A 17,476-nucleotide genomic window follows, 5' to 3' on the forward strand; every position below is an offset into this window, starting at 1 on the left:
CTTTTGATCTTAAAAATCAAGATCAAAAGATCGCAGCCTTCGGCAGCTCCTACGCACAACAGCGAAAAAGAATGTTAGCTTGCTTGGCAATCTCCACGCCCGACGAGCCCCTCTCCAATGAAAAAAACCGTCCTCGCCTTCAGCCGCATCACCCCACCCATGATCGAACGCCTGCAACAAGACTTCGATGTGATCGTGCCGAACCCGAAAAACGGCGACATCAACGCCCAATTCAACGAAGCCCTGCCCCACGCCCACGGCCTGATCGGCGTTGGCCGCAAACTCGGTCGCGCGCAGCTGGAAAACGCCAGCAAACTGGAAGTGGTCTCCAGCGTCTCGGTGGGCTACGACAACTACGACCTCGCCTACCTCAACGAACGCGGGATCATGCTCACCAACACCCCCGACGTACTCACCGAAAGCACCGCCGACCTGGCCTTCGCCTTGCTCATGAGCAGCGCCCGCCGCGTTGCCGAGCTGGACGCCTGGACCAAGGCTGGCCAATGGCAAGCCACCGTCGGTGCACCGTTGTTCGGTAGCGATGTGCATGGCAAAACCTTAGGCATCGTCGGCATGGGCAACATCGGCGCCGCCATCGCCCGTCGTGGTCGACTGGGCTTCAACATGCCGATCATCTACAGCGGCAACAGCCGCAAGACTGCACTGGAGCAGGAGCTCGGTGCGCAGTTCCGCAGCCTGGATCAACTGCTGGCCGAAGCCGATTTCGTCTGCCTGGTGGTGCCGCTCAGCGAAAAGACCAGGCACCTGATCAGCCACCGCGAACTGGCACTGATGAAACCGAGCGCCATTCTGGTGAACATCGCCCGTGGCCCGGTGGTGGACGAACCGGCGCTGGTCGAAGCGCTGCAAAACAACCGGATTCGTGGCGCCGGGCTGGACGTTTACGAGAAAGAACCACTGGCTGAATCACCGCTGTTCCACCTGAAAAACGCCGTGACCTTGCCACACATCGGCTCCGCCACGCATGAAACCCGTGAAGCCATGGCCAACCGTGCACTGGCTAACTTGCGCAGTGCCTTGTTGGGTGAACGACCGCAGGATCTGGTGAACCCACAAGTGTGGAAAGGCTGATCAAAACGGGCAGGTGTTTTAAACGCCTGCCCTTTCGATACATAACTTGCAATTCAGTCTGCCGCCGAAAAACAGATACACACTATACACTCTCCACTACTTAGCTGCTTACGGAGCCTACTTATGGAGAACCCTTATGTTGAAACACCTGACAACCGACCAGATCATCAGATACAGCAAAGTAACACTGATGGCGTATATCAGTTTTTTTGGCCTGCTGGTGATGTATAGCAACTTCACTGACTACGCAACAAACTACGAATATGTCGCCCACGTCCTGAGCATGGACACGACCGAAAACAACGAAAGAACCAGCTATCGGGCCATCACCTCCCCCTTACTTCACCACCGTATCTACTGGCTCATCATTACCCTCGAAGTGACGTATACCGTTTATTGCCTAATGGGTACATATCAGCTTTTTCGGAATGTTGACGCTTCAGCCAAAAAGTTTCACGAGGCTAAAAAATTCTCCATTATCGGCTTATTGATCGGTTTGTTTATTTATTACGTCTGTCTGCAAGTCGTCGGTGTCGAGTGGTTCAATATGGACAAATCACAAACATGGAACGCCAAAGACTGGGCTCGGCATATTGTTGACTTTATGTTGCCACTATTAATGTATGTGGCGCTGAAGATCGAGCGCTGAGGCAGCCCGTGCTCGACCATTATTCAGCTCAAGCCAACTTACCGTTCCCCTGCGCCATCGGTGCCCTGGGCTTACGAAACACCAGCACATTGCCCAACATCACCAGCACCAACCCCAGCAATGCCGGCGCCGTCCATTGATAGCCCTCGGCAAACGCCGACACATTCAGCGCCACCACCGGGAACAACACCGTGCAATACGCCGCCCGCTCCGGCCCCATGCGGCCCACCAGCGTCAGGTAGGCGGTGAAGCCAATCACCGAGCCCGGTATCACCAGGTACAGCAACGAGCCGATGTAACGGGCGTTCCATTCCATGTCGAAGGGGATGCCTTTGACCAGGCACCACACCGACAACATCGCCGCGCCATAAGCCATGCCCCAGGCATTAGTGGTCAGGGGTTTCAGGCCGGCCCTCTGCTGCAGACTCGACAGCATGTTGCCCGCCGAGAAGCACAAGGTTCCGAGCAGCGCCAGGGCCAAGCCGAGCAAGGTTTCCGGGCTGGCGGTATGACCGGCAAGCTCCGGCCAGAACAACAAGCCAAGACCAAGCAAGCCCAACGCGCCGCCCATCAGCACGTTGCGGGCGATTTTCTGGCCGAAGAACACCCGCGCATTGAAGGCGTTCCACAACGTGGCGGTGGAAAACACCACCGCGACCAAACCGCTGGGGATCCACTGGCTGGCGGTGAGGAAGCACATGAAATTGATACAGAACAGGCACAGCCCCTGCGCCAGGCAAATCAGATGCCCGCGACGGTTCATCACTTGCAGGCGCCGGCTAAGCAACAACATCACGAACAGCACCAGCGCGGCGAGGCCGAAGCGATAGACGATCGACACCGGAATCGCCACCACGCCCAATTGCCATTTCAAGGCAATCCAGGTGGTGCCCCAGATCAACACGGTCAGCAGGTATAACGAGAGGTTCATGGTGAAGACTCCTGAATAGGCCTTCAGTGTCCGGCGCGACACCCTTTTGCACTTGCATAAACTTGCGCTTTTATCGGCCGGCGGGCTGGCAGGCCAGCGTCTACGGAGTAGGATGCAAGGCGTTGGAGAGAACCGATCATGGCCGCACTGGAAACGTTGCAAGTCTTCCAAGCCCTCAACCGCTCGCCCAATGCTCGCCTGGAGCACAGCGCCGAGCTCGGTGACGGCATGGCTGCGGCTTTGTGGAACAACCACCACGATGCCCAGGATTACGAGGCGCCGAGCCATCACACTTTGTCGTGCTACATCGCCGGCGGTACCGGCACCTTTCGTCGCGACCAGCCCGGCACCAAGGGCGGCCCGGACAAGCTGTGCATTCTGCCGGCCGACCACCAGTCAGGTTGGGTGATCAACGGCGACATTCGCCTGGCCCACCTGTATTTCAGCCCCGAACAATTTGCCCTTGGCTGCGTCACGCTGCTGGATCGCGAGCCGCGGGAATTGCAGTTGCGCGAGCGCACGTTCCTCGAAGATCCCCGGCAGGCCCGGCGTTTTCGGCAGTTGATCGCGCTCAACTGGGACGAACCGGGCGAACGCCTGCTCACCAGCAGCCTGGCCCACGAGATGCTCAGCCATGCCTTGCTCAGCCAGGTTGGTGTGCGTCAGGGCTTGCGCCTCAAGGGTGGATTGGCGGCGCATCAGCGGCGGCAGTTGGTGGAGTTCATCGACAGTCAGTTGGCGGAGGCGATCAGCCTTGGGCAATTGGCGAGCTTGTGCGCGCTGTCGGAATATCATTTTGCGCGGATGTTTCGCGTGAGCTTCGGCTTACCGCCGCATCAGTATGTGTTGGCGCGGCGTCTGAGCCGCGCGCGGGAGTTGTTGCGCGCATCGTCGCAGCCGTTGGGGGAGATTGCGCTGGCGTGCGGGTTTGCCAGTGCGAGCCATTTCACCAACCGGTTTCGCCAGGCGTTGGGTGGCACGCCTGGGGAGTATCGGCAGGCGTTTTTACGCTAGAACAAAGAGTAAAAGATCACAGCCTTCGGCAGCTCTCGCGCCAGAAACAAAACGGGCCTGCAATCGCAGGCCCGTTTTAATCAGGAAGGTAAAAGGTGAATCAGGCCTCAGCCATTGAGCGCAGCCTGTTCGTTCTCGAGAAACTCATCCTCAAGCAGCGCATCGGCATGAGCGCCCCTATCGAACGGCACCACAGCGGCGCGTGGTTTGCCGCGTAATTTGCCAAACATATGCTCCAGCGCATGTTCAAGTTTTTCGGCTGCCCCGTCGATCGCCAGTTCCAGGGAGGCGGCTTTATGGGTCACGGAAATCGGTTGGTGGCCTTTTGGCCGCGCTTCCAGCTGGCAGCGCATGTCATGGGGACCAGGCTTATCGCCGTTCTCGTCCCGCAGATGGACCTCGACGCGGGTCAGGTCCTCTTCATAACGTTCGAGCGTGCTCTCAATGGTAGTACGTACCCACTCCTCCAGTCGTTTACTGCTTTGAATATGGTTATCGCTATTGACTTGGATTTGCATAGTTCTTCCCTTATTTCAGCTAGCTCGCAAGAGGCGCATCGGCTGGCCCTTGGGCGTCATCACCGCAACCTCTTGGTTACACAATCGGTGTGTGCGCGGAACATTTCAACCCCTAAAAAAAGATAAATATTCATACGCAAAAAAAGCCGGACAACGAGCAAAAGCGCTGTTAATGTCGGGAGTTGGGTCGGCCCTGTCTTCAGTCACAAATGGTCACATCTGCCGCGCCCCCCAGCGGATGCAGGTCACGAAAAATCCCCGCCTCTTCCACCAGCCAGTCATGCACCGCGCGCACGTTCGGATGGCTCAGCGCACCCGGCGCGTAGAGCAGCACGTAGCGCTTGTGATTAGGCACCGCCAGGCCAAACGGCACGATCAGCGTGCCCCGTTCCAGCTCATCGTTAAGCAGCGTTCGCCGCGCAATCGCCACGCCCATCCCGGCAATTGCCGCTTCGATGGTCAGGTGGTTGCGATTGAAGGTATGCCCGCGCCGCACGTCCGCGCCTTCGAAACCGATGGCATTGAGGTAAAACTCCCATTCCGCGTATTCGTAACTGCCGCGCCAGGCGGTGATGTCGTGCAACAACGGAAAGTGCATCAAGTCTGCCGGACCGTGCAGCGGCGGACGCCCTCGCAACAGGCTCGGGGCGCACACCGGAAATATCTGCTCGTCGAGCAAGGCTGTGGATAACAATCCGGGATAGCTGCCGTCATTCAGATCGATCGCCAGGTCGAAATCTCCCTCGTGCAACGGCACGCTGCTGTCCTCCGCCACCAGGCGCAATTGAATGTCCGGAAAGCGCTGCTGCAAACGCGGCAAACGCGGGGTCAGCCATTTGCTCAGGAACGAGGGAATCGAACGCACCCGCAAAATCCCGCTGATCATTCCCGCATCCAGTCGTCGCAATTCTGCGTCGATGCTGCCGTAAGCCTCGTTGACCGTAATGGCCAGGCGCTGGCCTTGCGCACTCAATTCCACGCCACGGGCGCGACGGTGGAACAGGCGAAAACCCAGCCGCTCTTCCAGTTGCCGAATTTGCTGACTGACCGCACCCGGCGTGATGTGCAGTTCTTCGGCACAACGGGTGAACGACAGGTGCCGCGCGGCACAGGAAAACACGTGCAGCCAGACGTAAGTCTGGGCGTGCAATTGACGACTCATCGTTTAGTCCTGCTAAAGGCTGTCTTAGGAAGTTTCGTTGGTCACGTAGGACCGAGGTAGGCAGTATCGCCGACATTGCGCTTGGCCTACAAAAATGGCGGCGATTTCTCTTCCATTGCTTGTATAGGCTTTAGCATGGCTATCAGTGTTTTCGATCTCTTCAAAGTCGGCATCGGTCCGTCCAGTTCCCACACCGTCGGCCCGATGCGCGCTGCAGCGACCTTTGCCCAAGCACTGATTGACCAGCATTTACTGGCCGCCGTCCGTCGGGTCGAAATCCGCCTTTACGGTTCGCTTTCAGCCACCGGCGTCGGCCATGCCACCGACCGCGCCTGTGTCATGGGCCTGATGGGCGAATGGCCGGATAGCATCGACCCGACCACCATCGATTCGCGCATCCTGCACCTGCGGGAAACCGGCAAGCTGTCCCTGGCCGGCAAAGCGACCATCGCCTTCAACTGGCAGCACGATCTTCTGCTGCTCGACGAGAGCCTGCCCTACCACCCTAACGCCATGTCCCTGACAGCCTTCGGCGAAACCGGTGAGCTGTTCGAGCAGACGTACTACTCGGTGGGTGGAGGTTTCATCATCGACGCGGCCGAAGCCGAGTCGGGCATTGCGCCGGCCAGCGACGTCGTGCTGCCGTACGATTTCTCCAGCGCCGCCAAATTGCTCAAGCTCTGCAAACAGCGCGGTCTACGGGTGTCCGAATTGATGATGGCCAATGAATTGGCCTGGCGCAGCGAAGCCGAAGTCCGTCAGGGCCTGTTGCACATCTGGTCGGTGATGCGCGAGTGCGTCGAGCAGGGCTTGCGTCACGAAGGCATCCTTCCCGGCGGTCTGAATGTTCCGCGCCGCGCGGCGAAATTGCATCGCAGCCTGTTGGAAATCGGCAAACCGAACGTCATCAGCTCCACCCTGTCGGCCATGGAGTGGGTGAACCTGTTCGCCCTCGCCGTGAACGAAGAAAACGCCGCGGGCGGACGGATGGTCACCGCACCTACAAACGGGGCGGCGGGGATCATTCCGGCCGTGCTGCACTACTACATGAAATTCAACCCGGACGCGTCGGACGATGACGTCGTGGCGTTCTTTTTGGGCGCGGCCGCCGTCGGCATTCTCTGTAAGAAAAACGCCTCGATCTCTGGCGCCGAAGTCGGCTGCCAGGGCGAGGTCGGCTCCGCCTGTGCCATGGCCGCCGCCGGCTTGGCCGACGTGCTCGGTGCCACCCCGGAACAACTGGAAAACGCCGCTGAAATTGGCCTGGAACACAACCTCGGCCTGACCTGCGACCCGGTCGGCGGTCTGGTGCAAGTGCCGTGCATCGAGCGCAACGCGATTGCCGCGGTGAAGGCGATCAACGCCACGCAAATGGCCCTGCGCGGCGACGGCAAACACTTCATTTCCCTGGACCGGGTGATCCGCACCATGCGCGATACCGGCGCCGACATGCACGACAAATACAAAGAAACTTCACGGGGCGGCCTGGCGGTTAGCTGGGTGGAGTGCTGAGGAGCATTTCCTGACCGTCCCGGCAGGCCGTTTGAAACGTAGCGAGCGAAGACAAGACAAGGCAAAAACAGGCGAGGAAGCGGAGTTTACTGGCTGTAAATGAGCATTCCGAGCCTGTTTTTAACGCAGGATTGTCGAGCGCAGTAGTTTCAAACGGTCTGCCCGCCGTGAGCCCGAGTAAAAACAATAACGAGGCGATACCGATGACCGAAACACGCACATCTGCTGCCGATAATCCCGCTGTAGACCTCACACGCAGTAGCGAAATAACCCACAAAGGCTGGAGTAAACACGATACCACCTGGATGCTTGGCCTCTATGGCACAGCGATTGGCGCCGGCACGCTGTTTTTGCCGATCAACGCCGGCGTGGGTGGTTTCTGGCCGCTGCTGATCCTGGCAGTGCTGGCGTTTCCGATGACATTCTTTGCACACCGCGGCCTGACTCGTTTCGTGCTGTCCGGTCGTTCCGGGGACATCACTGAAGTGGTGGAAGAACACTTCGGCATCGGTGCCGGCAAGCTGATCACGCTGCTGTATTTCTTCGCGATTTTCCCGATTCTGCTGGTGTACAGCGTAGCGCTGACCAATACCCTGAGCAGCCTCATGGAGCACCAGTTGCACATGACGCCACCGCCTCGGGCGATCCTGTCACTGGGGCTGATTCTCGGCCTGATGGCCATCGTCCGTTGTGGTCAGGGCGTCATCGTCAAATGCATGAGTGTGCTGGTTTACCCGTTCGTCGCGGCATTGCTGCTGCTGGGCATCAGCCTGATCCCGAACTGGAACGGCGCGTTCTTCGCCACCGCCAGTGAAGGCATGCCGCTGCCGCTGTTCTTCAAGACCTTGTGGCTGGCGATCCCGGTGATGGTGTTCTCGTTCAACCATTCGCCGATCATTTCGGCCTTCGCCGTCGATCAGAAGCAGCGTTACGGCAAGCAAGCCGAACGCAAAAGCAGCGGCATTCTGGCGATCGCTCACGCCATGATGGTCGTCACGGTGATGTTCTTTTGCTTCAGCTGCGTGCTGGCGTTGTCCCCGGCTGATTTGGCCGCGGCGAAGGCGCAGAACATTTCGATCCTGTCGTACCTGGCCAACCACTTCCAGACACCGGTCATCGCTTACGCCGCGCCGCTGATTGCACTGGTGGCAATTACCAAATCCTTCCTGGGCCATTACATCGGCGCCAGCGAAGGCTTTCAGGGCCTGATCGTGAAAAGCCTGCGTGGCCGTGGTCGAGTCGTCTCTGCCGGCTGGCTGAACCGCCTCACTGCACTGTTCATGATCCTCAGTTGCTGGGCCGTGGCGACCTTCAACCCGAGCATCCTGGGCATGATCGAAACCCTCGGCGGGCCGATCATCGCCTGCCTGTTGTTCCTGATGCCGATGTACGCCATCCGCCGTGTGCCGGCCTTGCGCCAGTACTCGGGCCAGGCCTCGAACGTGTTCGTGGTGTTGGTCGGTCTGATTGCACTGTCTGCGATCATCTATTCATTTATGCCCTGAAACGGGCAGGCAAAAAGAAGGCGGGGCAGAGTGCCCGCCGTTTTTTTGCCGTAAACATTGTCCGACAGTTTTTCCGGCATGCCCCTTGCTATCTCCCTTGTGCGGCACGGAAGAAAGCGCATGAACATGGAAGGCCGGTGGTCTGGTATTGCGAACTAATCCCGATCATGGCCGTCAACAACTGCACGTTCAATCAGGCGGTGACGCATTATGGACAACCCTTTTCAGCTCATTACCGATGCTTTTGCAGCGGATTATCAAATCAACCTGAGCATCCAGGGCCTGGACGGCAGCATCATGCTGACCCTCTCCAACGCTGGCCGCGTGGTGGCCAAACGGATGATCAGCGCCGAACAACGCAATGACCCCAAGCGCCTCAAACGCCTGGTACAAAGCATTCAGTTCGGCATCGCCATCGAACAGGGTGAATGTGCCGTGGCCATCCTCGAAGCCATGACCGACGGCGACAACCGTAAGCTGCCGCCGCCACAGGCCAAAGCCCGGCCCCGACCTGAAATCGGGTTTTAAAGCTCGCCCTTCTCCACTTCGGGATGCTCACCGGAACCCGCACCGATCTTGCGCTGCGGGTGTTCGATCTTCACCGAAGGAAATTGCGACGAGGCATAACGCACCACCAGAATCGAAAACGCCAGCAGCAGGATCCCGCCGCACAGGTAGATGATCCCCAGGTCCGGCGGATTGTGGTGCGAGACGTTGGAGATCAGCAGCCGTGTCAGCGCGGTGATCGCCACGTAGATCAGGAACCGCACCGGCATGTGGTTGGTCTTGAAGTAAATCCCGACCATCGCCCCCAGTTCCAGGTAGATGAACAGCAACAGGATGTCATCGATCTTGATGTGCCCCTGTTCCAGCATCCCGATGAACTCCATGACCGCCGCCCAGGCAGTCACCGCACCGATGGCGAACAGCGCCAGGTAGTGGAAGGTCTCGACGAACAGGTTGCCCAGGGACTCCGCCAGTTGGTGCACGTTCTGCCGCAGGTTCTCGGCCCAGTTGATTTTCACGATGATTGTTCCTTAGCTCGGTTCGAGCGGATGATGCGGGTTGGACGTGACGGTTGTTCTGCATGCAGAAAAAAGGCCAGGGGTTACCTGCCACATGATGGCGAGGTGCTTTAAAACACGCTCCGTGGCGTTTGGTCGCAGGTCAACACCAAACCTGTAGCCGCGAATGGAGCGCCACCGTTCACCTGACAAACCCCGAATCCGGTCTACATTAAAAAGCCACTACCCAAAGCTCAGGGATTCGCTTATCCTTTTCGCTGTATATAGATACAGTAGTCGCAAAGACAACTAAATGTGAAGGCATGTGAGGTGGTGAATGGCCGTCGAAGTGGTATACCGCAGCAGCCGAGATCTGGAGCGCTTGTTCATGGATAAAGCCGAAGCTGACCGTCATGACAAAATGCTCGAACTGGCCGAATTGCTGGCTGAAGTGTTGCAAAAAGCCGTTCCGTCCCTGACCGAACAGCAAGTGGAAGAAGCCGGGATCTATATGGCGAAGAACCGCGATGTGTTCGCCAAGGCGTTCAAGAGCCAGCCGGACGCACTGTCCGAATTGCTCAACGTGCCGGCTGAAGTCGCTAAACCTGTTGAAGTGGCTGCACCTGTTGAAGTGGAGCAAGCTGAGCCGATCAAGCCAGCCAAAGCCGCCAAGACGCCGAAGTAAGCAATGCCCGAATTGAATAGGCCCTGAGTCCAATGGCTCAGGGCCTTTTTCATGCCCGCAAAAATCAGGCGTCAGGTTGCTCCAGCGCTTCGACCAACGCCTTGAAGAACCGCGCCGCCTCGCCGCCGGTGACCACGCGGTGATCGAAGGTCAGGGACAGCGGCAGGATCGGATGCACCGCCACCGCGCCTTCGACCGCCACCGGTTCATCGCGGATCGCCCCGGCGGCGAGAATCGCCACTTGCGGCGGCACCACCACCGGGTTGGCGTAGCGACCGAACAAGGTGCCGAAATTCGACAGGGTCAGGGTCGCGCCCATCATCTCCTTGGGCGGAATCGAGCGCGCCTGCACATCGGCGCGCAGGCGCATCACACCTTCTTTCAAATCCGCCGACGTGCGATTGCCGACATCGCGCAACACCGGCACGAACAAACCGTCCGGTGTATCCACGGCAATGCCCAAGTCGAGCCGATCGTGTTGTTTGAGCGCCAGGGTTTTGCCATCGAAAGCGCTATTGAGCACCGGCTCCACGCCACAGGCGGCCGCCATGGCCTTGGCCAGACGAATCAGCGGCTCCCGTGCCTGCCCCCAACGATGCAGGTCGGCGTCACCGAAAATCGTCACCGGCACCACTTCGGCATGGGACCTGGCCATGTTCAGTGCCATGCTGCGTCGTACACCGCGCAGCTTTTCACCGCCGAAGCGTTCACGTTCCGTCTGGGCCGCATTTTCCACATCGCTGCGGGTGATCAAGCCGTCCTGGCCGGAGCCGACCAAGGCGCTCAGCTCAACGCCAAGCTGCCGAGCCAATTGCCGCACCGCCGGTGTGGCACGGTTCGCCAGGTGTTCGCGGGTCGAAGGCGCGGCGCCGATGAAAAAGGCATCCTCCTGATTCGTGCCGCCGCCCTCAAGCCGTCCGACCACAGTGCCGGCATCCGCTTCGCCCTCGTAACCGAGCAGCGGTTCTCCGACGTGCAGAATGTCGCCCTCGCCGCCGAAGGTTTTCGCCACCACGCCATCGTAAGGCGCGGGAATGTCCACCAGCGCTTTGGCGGTTTCCACCGACACCAGCAGTTGATCGGCCTTCACGGCATCGCCGACCTTGACATGCCAGCGGACGATTTCCGCCTCCTGCAAGCCTTCGCCCAGATCCGGCAGTTTGAAATATTTCATCGCAACCTCCTTGGCCTCTGGTGTCTGTTCAGGGGCTTCTTCAGGCGTGGCGCAGCACGGTGTCGCAGGCGTGCAGAATGTCTTCGACGCCGGGCATGTACAGCGATTCCAGTCGATACAGTGGCGGCGGGATGTCCGGCGCGGTGACTCGCTGGATCGGTGCCTGCAACTCCAGCAACACCCGTTCGTAGAGACTGGCGGCGATTTCCGCGCCGACCCCGCAAGAGCGCGGCGCCTCATGCACGATCACGCAGCGACCGGTCTTGCGCACCGAGGCCTCCATCGTGTCCAGGTCCAGCGGTTTGATGCTGGCGACATCGATCACTTCCGCCGAGATGCCCTGCTCGGCCAACGCTGTGGCAGCTTGCAGGGTTTCCATCACACTGGCGCCCCAACTGATCAAGGTGATGTCGCTGCCTTCGCGCAGGGTGAAACAGCTGTCCAGCGGCAAGCGTTTACCGTCATCCAACAACGCTTGCGGGTTCATGCGATAGAGTCGGGTCGGTTCGAGAAAGATCACCGGGTCCGGGTCGTCGATGGCCGCGAGCAACAAACCATAGGCCCGGGCCGGCGAGGACGGGATCACCACCCGCAACCCCGGAATGTGCGCGAACAGTGCTTCGGTACTTTCGCTGTGATGTTCCGGCGCACGAATCCCGGCGCCCATCGGCGAGCGCAGCACCATCGGGCAAGTGAGCCTCCCGCGCGTGCGATTGCGCATGCGACTGGCGTGGGACACCAGGTGCTCCATGGTGGCGTAGATAAACCCCATGAACTGGATTTCCACCACCGGTTTCAAGCCTTGCGCCGCCATGCCCACTGCCAGCCCGCTGATCATGGTTTCGGCCAGCGGCGAATCGATTACCCGCTTGAAACCAAAGCTGTCGCGCAGGCCCAGCGTGGCGCGAAACACACCGCCGTTCACCCCGACGTCTTCCCCCAGGACGATAACGTTTTCGTCTTCGCGCATGGCCCGATGCAACGCCAGATTCACCGCCTCCAGCAGCGTTACCTTACCGTTACTCATGGCCCGAACCTCCCGTCCGGCGCGCCACTCGTTCGAGGAAGTCTTCACGCTGGTCGGCCAGGGCCGGCGGCCACTGGGCGTAGACATGATCGATCACCGATGCCGGCGCCTGCAGGCCCGCCGCTTCGAAGTTATCCACAGCAACCTGCACCAACCCTTGGCATTCGCTGATCAGCGCCTGCTCGCGGCTTTCATCCCACACGCCCTGCCCGGCCATGAAACGCTGCAGGCGTTTGATCGGTTCTTCGAGCCAGGCCTGCTTGACCTCGTCCGCCGAGCGGTAGCGCGTGGCATCATCGGCAGTGGTGTGATCGCCGAGGCGATAGCTCAAGCATTCAAGCAACACCGGGCCTTTGCCGTGGCGTGCCCGTTCGAGGGCCGCTTGCACGCGGTCATACACGGCGAGTATGTCGTTGCCGTCGACCTGCTCGCCGTGAAACCCGGCGCCAATGGCTTTCTGCGCCAACGTGGGAGCGCCGCACTGAATGCGCCGCGGTACCGAGATCGCCCATTGGTTGTTGTTGACTATAAACACCACCGGCAACTGCCAGGCGCCAGCGACATTGAGGGCCTCGAGAAAATCACCTTTGCTGGTGCCGCCATCGCCGCAGGTGGTGACGGCGACCCGATGCTCGCCACGGATCTTGAATGCGCTGGCAACGCCGCAGGCATGCAGCGCCTGGGTGGCGATCGGCACACATATCGGGAAATCCTGAGCCACCGCCGGGTCGACAAAGTCGCTGCCACGCTCATCGCCGCCCCAATACAACAGGATTTCTTCCATGCGCACGCCACGCATCAGCTGCACGGCGGTGTCGCGGTAATACGGAATCAGCACGTCTTCGGCGTGCATCAGGCTGCCAACTGCGACGCCAATGGCTTCCTGGCCCAAAGTCGGCGCGTAGGTGCCGATGCGCCCGGTGCGTTGCAGGGCGACCGCTTTCTGGTCGAAAAGGCGGGTCAGGACCATCTGCCGATACAGGCGCGTCAACAGATTGAAGTCGTCGGCCCAGGGAGGGAGATCGCAGAGCACCTGGCCGTCAGGGGATAAAAAACGGGTGTAGGGCAGCTCAACCTTGTGAAGCATCACAGGGCTCCTGGCACGCGGGGTCGGCGTGCGATGGTCAGGCCCGACGTTTGTGGCGCAGGGCGCGGGGAGCAAGTTGGCCGGATAGGCGCTCACTCCTTTATCGGTATCGGTTTAACTTTTCACCGGTACAGCACTTTCTCCGCCAATTCATCCGCCACCCTGGCCGGAGAACGTTTTTCCGCCTGAGCATGGGCGAAGACTTCGGTCAGCCGTGAACTGATTTTAGACAGGTGCGCGGTGATGGTCGTCAGCTCTTCCCCACGGTGTTTGAGCGACACGTAGATCAGCCCGCCGGCGTTGATCACGTAATCCGGCGCATACAGAATGCCCCGGCGTTCCAGCTGATCGGCGACTTCCAGATGGGTCAGTTGGTTGTTTGCCGAACCCGCGACCGCCGAGCAGCGCAGCTGCGTCACGCTGGTCCTGTTAAGCACACCGCCCAAGCCACAAGGCGCGAGAATGTCGCAAGGGGTGCTGAGCAGCGCTTCGTTGGCGATCGGATGAGCGCCTAACTGATCCATGGCCAGTTGCACTTTGCCTTGATCGATGTCGCTGACCAACAGCTCGGCGCCGGCAGCGTGCAACTGTTCGGCCAAGGCATAACCGACATTGCCCAGGCCTTGAATGGCAATGCGCAGCCCTTCCAGATTATCGCTGCCCAAACGGGCCATGGCGGTGCTGCGAATGCCGGCGAATACGCCCATTGCGGCATGCGGTGCTGGGTCACCCGCAGCGGTGGTGCTGGTGACGAATTGCGTATGTTGGGCGATGCAGTCCATGTCCGCCACCGAGGTGCCGGCGTCGATGGCGGTGATGTAGCGACCGTCGAGCTGATTGATCCAGCGCCCGAACGCTTCGAACACAGCGGCGCGGTTTTCCACATGGGCCGGGCGAATAATCACCGCAACGCCACCGCCCTGAGCCAGGCCAGCCAGGGCCGCCTTGTAACTCATGCCTTGGGCCAGGCGCACAGCGTCCTCGATCGCGGATTCATCGCTGGGGTAGGCAAGGTAACGACACCCGCCCAAGGCAGGTCCCAGGCGGCTGTTATGGATGGCAATCACCGCCTTCAACCCGGTGACCGGATCGACGCTCAGGTGCAGCGATTCAAGGCGAGTGCTTTGCATGAGAGCGAACATCGTAGGGCTCCCGAATCACTTCTTGTAGTCGCCAGTATAGGCTTGCGCACAAAAATTGCAGAAGCGCGCCGGAATAAGCGGCACCGCTTTAGAGGCTTTTGGACATAACCTGTTACCGCCTGTGTTCAGCACTGGACGAAAGCCTGCGACGGGGCTAAAACGAGGCATTCACCGGAGATTTTGATGACCCCGCGCCAACGCTTTTTCGACTGTCTGCAACGATCACCGCCCGCGCCGTTCGAGGCGGCGTTGTGGATCGCCGCCGAACACGATAAAGAGCTGAATCCCGAAACGGTGCTGGCGGACTTCAAGGACCTGCAACAGCGGGTCAGCTACGGATTACCGATGCTGCCGGTAAATGAGTTGGCGCAACCGTTGTTGCGGCGGATGAATGACCTGGGGTTCGCCCAAGACGACTTCACGCCCTTGCGCCCGCAAGTGGCATTGCTCCATAAAGTGCTGGAACGCCGGCGCGGCCAGCCGCTGGCGCTGGGCCTGATTGCCCTGGAGCTGGCCAGAAAGCTGGAGATTCCCATGGTCGGGGTCAACTTCCCCGGGCATTTCCTGCTGCGGGTGCAAGGCGCCGATCACCTGCTCGACCCGTGCGGCGGGCGCCGGCTGTACCCCAACGATTGCCGTGAACTGCTGCAACGCCAGTACGGCCCGAACATGCAGCTCAGCGCCGAGCATTTGCAGACCGCCGAACCTGCGCAGATGCTGCAACGGCTGTCACGCAACCTGCGTCAGTTGTACCTCACGAACGACGACTACATCGACGCCCTGATCGACGCCGAGCGCGTGCTGGAGCTGGGCAACGCCAACGCCTCCGACTACCTGGCCCGGGCCAGCCTCTATCAACGGCTGGATTGCCCGAATGCCGAGCGTTTTGACCTGGAACACGCGCTGCTGCTCTGTGACGACCCGATTCAGCAGATTCGCCTGACCGAGCGGCTGGGGCACCTTCCGCCCAACGCCATCATCCATTGATCGCCCCCACATTGGGTCGATGTGAAGCCCATTAAGGGGTGTCGGGCTGGTTCGCCGGATGGGCCAGGAAGAAGGCTGGATGTGTCGCCGCAAGCGCCGCCACTCGCCGAATTCGCGGGTAGGCCTCAAGGGAAATATTGAAGCGCTCGGCCGCATACAACTGCGGGATCAAATAGACGTCCGCCAGCCCCGGTTGCTCGCCAAAGCAGTAACCGCTATCACCGATCAACTGCTCCACCGTCGCCAACCCTTGGCTGATCCAGTGACCGATCCACTCCACCACTTGCGGCTCATCGTGCCCCAACTGCCGCAGTTTATTCAGCACGCTGACGTTGTGCAGCGGGTGAACGTCGCAGCCGATCACCGCCGCCACGCCACGCTCGTGGGCGCGGGCGGCGAGGTCTTTGGACAGCAGCGGCACCTGTGGATAACGTTCCTCCAGGTACTCGATGATCGCCGGTGACTGAATCAGCAATTCGCCTTCGTCGGTGCGCAAGGCCGGCACCCGGCCTTGCGGGTTGATGCCCAGGTACGCCGGCTGCCGATGTTCGCCACCTTGCGGCGCGATCAGGTTGATCGGCAGCGCCTGGTAATCCAGCCCCTTCAACGCCAGTGCAATGCGCACCCGGAAAGACGAGGTCGAACGGTAGTAGGTATAGAGTTCCATGACCCGATCCTCTTAACGCGCCGGCAGCACTTTGCCACGGCATTCGCCGAAACCGATGGAGGCAAAACCTTCGCGGCTGCAACGCGCGCGCAGAATGATTTCGTCACCATCCTCGAGGAATTTACGCACCTCGCCCGAGGCCAGTTCGATCGGCTTTTTACCGCCCTCGGTGATTTCCAGCAGGCTGCCGAACTGGCCGCTTTCAGGCCCGGACAGCGTGCCCGAACCGAACAGATCGCCGGCCTGCAATTGGCAACCGTTGACGCTGTGGTGCGCCACCATCTGCGCAACAGTCCAGTACATGTGTTTTGTGTTGCTGAGGGTCAGGCGATGGGCCGGCAGATTTTGTTCGCGCATCGACTCGGTCAACAGCAGCACTTCGAGTTCGATATCGAAGGCACCGGCCGCCTGATCACGTTTGTCGAACAGGTAAGGCAGCGGCTGCGGGTCGCCTTCCGGGCGCGCCGGCTGCGCACGACGGAACGGCTCCAGCGCTTCGGCCGTCACCACCCACGGCGAAATGCTGGTGATGAAACTCTTGGACAGAAACGGCCCCAGCGGCTGGTATTCCCAAGCCTGGATGTCCCGCGCCGACCAATCGTTGAGCAGGCAGAAACCGGCAATGTGATCGGCGGCGTCACCGATGGCGATCGAGTCGCCCATGGCGTTGCCCGGGCCAATCCAGATGCCCAGTTCCAGTTCGTAATCCAGGCGTGCGCACGGGCCAAACGTCGGCTCGGTCTGGCCGGCCGGCAGGGTCTGGCCTTTCGGACGCCGCACGTCGGTGCCGGACGGGCGAATGGTCGAGGCGCGGCCGTGGTAACCGATCGGCACGTACTTGTAGTTCGGCAGCAACGGGTTATCCGGGCGGAACAGTTTGCCGACATTCTGCGCGTGCTCGATGCCGACGTAGAAGTCGGTGTAGTCGTTGATTTTCGCCGGCAGGTGCATCTGGCAATCCGCCGCCAGCGGCAGCAGTTTTGCGCCCTGGGCTTCGATCTTGCCGTGCAGGGTGCTGCCTTCCTTGAACAACTCGATCAAGCGTTCACGCAGGGCGACGCGAGCCTCGCGACCCAGCTCGAAAAATGCATTCAACTGGCCGCCACGGGTGGCTTCGACGGCGGTTCGCGCGGCACCGTCGTCGAACAGCCCGGCATCGAGTGCCGCTCCCAGATCAAAGATATGGTCGCCGATCGCCACGCCACTGCGCGGCGCTCCGCCCTTCACGCCGAACACGCCCAATGGCAGGTTTTGCAGCGGGAAATCCGCGTGGCCGTTGGCGGAGGCAACCCAGCTACGAGTAATGGAAGTCTGAGTCAT

Annotated in this window: 17 protein-coding genes and 1 pseudogene; 8 read left to right on the top strand and 10 right to left on the bottom strand. The window is 60.2% G+C overall.

What is annotated here, in order from left to right:
• Nucleotides 1-117: 117 nt before the first annotated feature.
• Entirely contained in the window at nucleotides 118-1,092 is a 975-nt protein-coding gene (locus AC1D2Q_RS26450) for a 2-hydroxyacid dehydrogenase (RefSeq protein WP_477815107.1), read from the top strand.
• Nucleotides 1,093-1,231: 139 nt separating this feature from the next.
• A complete protein-coding gene (locus AC1D2Q_RS26455; protein ID WP_477815166.1) occupies nucleotides 1,232-1,741 on the top strand; it encodes a DUF2165 family protein in 510 nt (169 codons plus the stop codon).
• Between the two features lie 28 nt (nucleotides 1,742-1,769).
• Here the strand turns inward: AC1D2Q_RS26455 and AC1D2Q_RS26460 are convergent, their stop codons facing one another.
• Nucleotides 1,770-2,672: a DMT family transporter gene (locus AC1D2Q_RS26460; protein WP_477815108.1), complete on the bottom strand. Its 903-nt coding sequence runs from the start codon at nucleotides 2,670-2,672 to the stop codon at nucleotides 1,770-1,772.
• A gap of 138 nt (nucleotides 2,673-2,810) precedes the next feature.
• On the opposite strand from AC1D2Q_RS26460, the gene AC1D2Q_RS26465 reads away from it, so the two are divergent.
• Nucleotides 2,811-3,686 (top strand): helix-turn-helix domain-containing protein, encoded by an 876-nt coding sequence (locus tag AC1D2Q_RS26465; RefSeq protein ID WP_477815109.1) that lies wholly within the window; start codon nucleotides 2,811-2,813, stop codon nucleotides 3,684-3,686.
• Nucleotides 3,687-3,793: 107 nt separating this feature from the next.
• On the opposite strand, the gene AC1D2Q_RS26470 is transcribed toward AC1D2Q_RS26465, so the two are convergent.
• Complete coding sequence (locus AC1D2Q_RS26470; protein WP_007936360.1) at nucleotides 3,794-4,204, bottom strand: HPF/RaiA family ribosome-associated protein; 411 nt, start codon at nucleotides 4,202-4,204, stop codon at nucleotides 3,794-3,796.
• A 199-nt stretch (nucleotides 4,205-4,403) separates the two neighbouring features.
• On the bottom strand, nucleotides 4,404-5,366 hold the full coding sequence (locus AC1D2Q_RS26475) for a LysR substrate-binding domain-containing protein (protein ID WP_477815110.1): 963 nt from the start codon (nucleotides 5,364-5,366) through the stop codon (nucleotides 4,404-4,406).
• Nucleotides 5,367-5,501: 135 nt separating this feature from the next.
• Here AC1D2Q_RS26475 and AC1D2Q_RS26480 point away from each other — a divergent pair, with 135 nt between their 5' ends.
• The 3 genes from AC1D2Q_RS26480 to AC1D2Q_RS26490 all read left to right on the top strand — a co-directional run bounded on the left by AC1D2Q_RS26480 (nucleotide 5,502) and on the right by AC1D2Q_RS26490 (nucleotide 8,911).
• Nucleotides 5,502-6,878, top strand: coding sequence for an L-serine ammonia-lyase (locus AC1D2Q_RS26480; protein WP_477815111.1), 1,377 nt, complete (start codon nucleotides 5,502-5,504; stop codon nucleotides 6,876-6,878).
• 203 nt (nucleotides 6,879-7,081) lie between these two features.
• The gene (locus AC1D2Q_RS26485; RefSeq protein WP_477815112.1) at nucleotides 7,082-8,383 is read left to right on the top strand and encodes a serine/threonine transporter; all 1,302 of its coding nucleotides are present in this window, start codon (nucleotides 7,082-7,084) and stop codon (nucleotides 8,381-8,383) included.
• 210 nt (nucleotides 8,384-8,593) lie between these two features.
• Nucleotides 8,594-8,911 (top strand): DUF3509 domain-containing protein, encoded by a 318-nt coding sequence (locus AC1D2Q_RS26490; RefSeq protein WP_019581133.1) that lies wholly within the window; start codon nucleotides 8,594-8,596, stop codon nucleotides 8,909-8,911.
• Here the strand turns inward: AC1D2Q_RS26490 and AC1D2Q_RS26495 are convergent.
• The gene (locus AC1D2Q_RS26495; RefSeq protein ID WP_018927152.1) at nucleotides 8,908-9,408 is read right to left on the bottom strand and encodes a phosphate-starvation-inducible protein PsiE; all 501 of its coding nucleotides are present in this window, start codon (nucleotides 9,406-9,408) and stop codon (nucleotides 8,908-8,910) included. The two genes, AC1D2Q_RS26490 and AC1D2Q_RS26495, sit on opposite strands and share 4 nt — an antisense overlap.
• A gap of 316 nt (nucleotides 9,409-9,724) precedes the next feature.
• Here AC1D2Q_RS26495 and AC1D2Q_RS26500 point away from each other — a divergent pair.
• A pseudogene (locus tag AC1D2Q_RS26500) lies at nucleotides 9,725-9,964 on the top strand (YebG family protein); the annotation flags it as partial.
• A gap of 172 nt (nucleotides 9,965-10,136) precedes the next feature.
• On the opposite strand, the gene AC1D2Q_RS26505 reads toward AC1D2Q_RS26500, so the two are convergent.
• The 4 genes from AC1D2Q_RS26505 to AC1D2Q_RS26520 all read right to left on the bottom strand — a co-directional run bounded on the left by AC1D2Q_RS26505 (nucleotide 10,137) and on the right by AC1D2Q_RS26520 (nucleotide 14,502).
• A complete protein-coding gene (locus AC1D2Q_RS26505; RefSeq protein ID WP_477815113.1) occupies nucleotides 10,137-11,246 on the bottom strand; it encodes a dihydrolipoamide acetyltransferase family protein in 1,110 nt (369 codons plus the stop codon).
• 40 nt (nucleotides 11,247-11,286) lie between these two features.
• The gene (locus tag AC1D2Q_RS26510; RefSeq protein ID WP_477815114.1) at nucleotides 11,287-12,273 is read right to left on the bottom strand and encodes an alpha-ketoacid dehydrogenase subunit beta; all 987 of its coding nucleotides are present in this window, start codon (nucleotides 12,271-12,273) and stop codon (nucleotides 11,287-11,289) included.
• Entirely contained in the window at nucleotides 12,266-13,360 is a 1,095-nt protein-coding gene (pdhA, locus tag AC1D2Q_RS26515) for a pyruvate dehydrogenase (acetyl-transferring) E1 component subunit alpha (protein WP_477815115.1), read from the bottom strand. The genes AC1D2Q_RS26510 and pdhA overlap by 8 nt, the downstream gene beginning before the upstream one ends.
• 122 nt (nucleotides 13,361-13,482) lie before the next feature.
• Complete coding sequence (locus AC1D2Q_RS26520; protein ID WP_428633882.1) at nucleotides 13,483-14,502, bottom strand: Glu/Leu/Phe/Val dehydrogenase family protein; 1,020 nt, start codon at nucleotides 14,500-14,502, stop codon at nucleotides 13,483-13,485.
• Nucleotides 14,503-14,685: 183 nt separating this feature from the next.
• Between AC1D2Q_RS26520 and AC1D2Q_RS26525 the strand changes: the two genes are divergently transcribed.
• Nucleotides 14,686-15,489, top strand: coding sequence for a SirB1 family protein (locus tag AC1D2Q_RS26525; RefSeq protein WP_477815116.1), 804 nt, complete (start codon nucleotides 14,686-14,688; stop codon nucleotides 15,487-15,489).
• A gap of 31 nt (nucleotides 15,490-15,520) precedes the next feature.
• Here the strand turns inward: AC1D2Q_RS26525 and maiA are convergent, their stop codons facing one another.
• Nucleotides 15,521-16,156: a maleylacetoacetate isomerase gene (gene maiA, locus AC1D2Q_RS26530; RefSeq protein ID WP_477815117.1), complete on the bottom strand. Its 636-nt coding sequence runs from the start codon at nucleotides 16,154-16,156 to the stop codon at nucleotides 15,521-15,523.
• A 12-nt stretch (nucleotides 16,157-16,168) separates the two neighbouring features.
• Nucleotides 16,169-17,476: a fumarylacetoacetase gene (gene fahA, locus AC1D2Q_RS26535; RefSeq protein WP_477815118.1), complete on the bottom strand. Its 1,308-nt coding sequence runs from the start codon at nucleotides 17,474-17,476 to the stop codon at nucleotides 16,169-16,171.

It is taken from the genome of Pseudomonas sp. P1_A1, from assembly GCF_056406935.1.

What these genes read in the sequence shown, in the direction of transcription:
- AC1D2Q_RS26450 (WP_477815107.1), top strand. Translation starts at nt 118, where the DNA reads ATGAAAAAAACCGTCCTCGCCTTCAGCCGCATCACCCCACCCATGATC.
- AC1D2Q_RS26460 (WP_477815108.1), bottom strand. Translation starts at nt 2,672, where the DNA reads ATGAACCTCTCGTTATACCTGCTGACCGTGTTGATCTGGGGCACCACC.
- AC1D2Q_RS26465 (WP_477815109.1), top strand. Translation starts at nt 2,811, where the DNA reads ATGGCCGCACTGGAAACGTTGCAAGTCTTCCAAGCCCTCAACCGCTCG.
- AC1D2Q_RS26470 (WP_007936360.1), bottom strand. Translation starts at nt 4,204, where the DNA reads ATGCAAATCCAAGTCAATAGCGATAACCATATTCAAAGCAGTAAACGA.
- AC1D2Q_RS26475 (WP_477815110.1), bottom strand. Translation starts at nt 5,366, where the DNA reads ATGAGTCGTCAATTGCACGCCCAGACTTACGTCTGGCTGCACGTGTTT.
- AC1D2Q_RS26480 (WP_477815111.1), top strand. Translation starts at nt 5,502, where the DNA reads ATGGCTATCAGTGTTTTCGATCTCTTCAAAGTCGGCATCGGTCCGTCC.
- AC1D2Q_RS26485 (WP_477815112.1), top strand. Translation starts at nt 7,082, where the DNA reads ATGACCGAAACACGCACATCTGCTGCCGATAATCCCGCTGTAGACCTC.
- AC1D2Q_RS26490 (WP_019581133.1), top strand. Translation starts at nt 8,594, where the DNA reads ATGGACAACCCTTTTCAGCTCATTACCGATGCTTTTGCAGCGGATTAT.
- AC1D2Q_RS26505 (WP_477815113.1), bottom strand. Translation starts at nt 11,246, where the DNA reads ATGAAATATTTCAAACTGCCGGATCTGGGCGAAGGCTTGCAGGAGGCG.
- AC1D2Q_RS26510 (WP_477815114.1), bottom strand. Translation starts at nt 12,273, where the DNA reads ATGAGTAACGGTAAGGTAACGCTGCTGGAGGCGGTGAATCTGGCGTTG.
- pdhA (WP_477815115.1), bottom strand. Translation starts at nt 13,360, where the DNA reads ATGCTTCACAAGGTTGAGCTGCCCTACACCCGTTTTTTATCCCCTGAC.
- AC1D2Q_RS26520 (WP_428633882.1), bottom strand. Translation starts at nt 14,502, where the DNA reads ATGTTCGCTCTCATGCAAAGCACTCGCCTTGAATCGCTGCACCTGAGC.
- AC1D2Q_RS26525 (WP_477815116.1), top strand. Translation starts at nt 14,686, where the DNA reads ATGACCCCGCGCCAACGCTTTTTCGACTGTCTGCAACGATCACCGCCC.
- maiA (WP_477815117.1), bottom strand. Translation starts at nt 16,156, where the DNA reads ATGGAACTCTATACCTACTACCGTTCGACCTCGTCTTTCCGGGTGCGC.
- fahA (WP_477815118.1), bottom strand. Translation starts at nt 17,476, where the DNA reads ATGACTCAGACTTCCATTACTCGTAGCTGGGTTGCCTCCGCCAACGGC.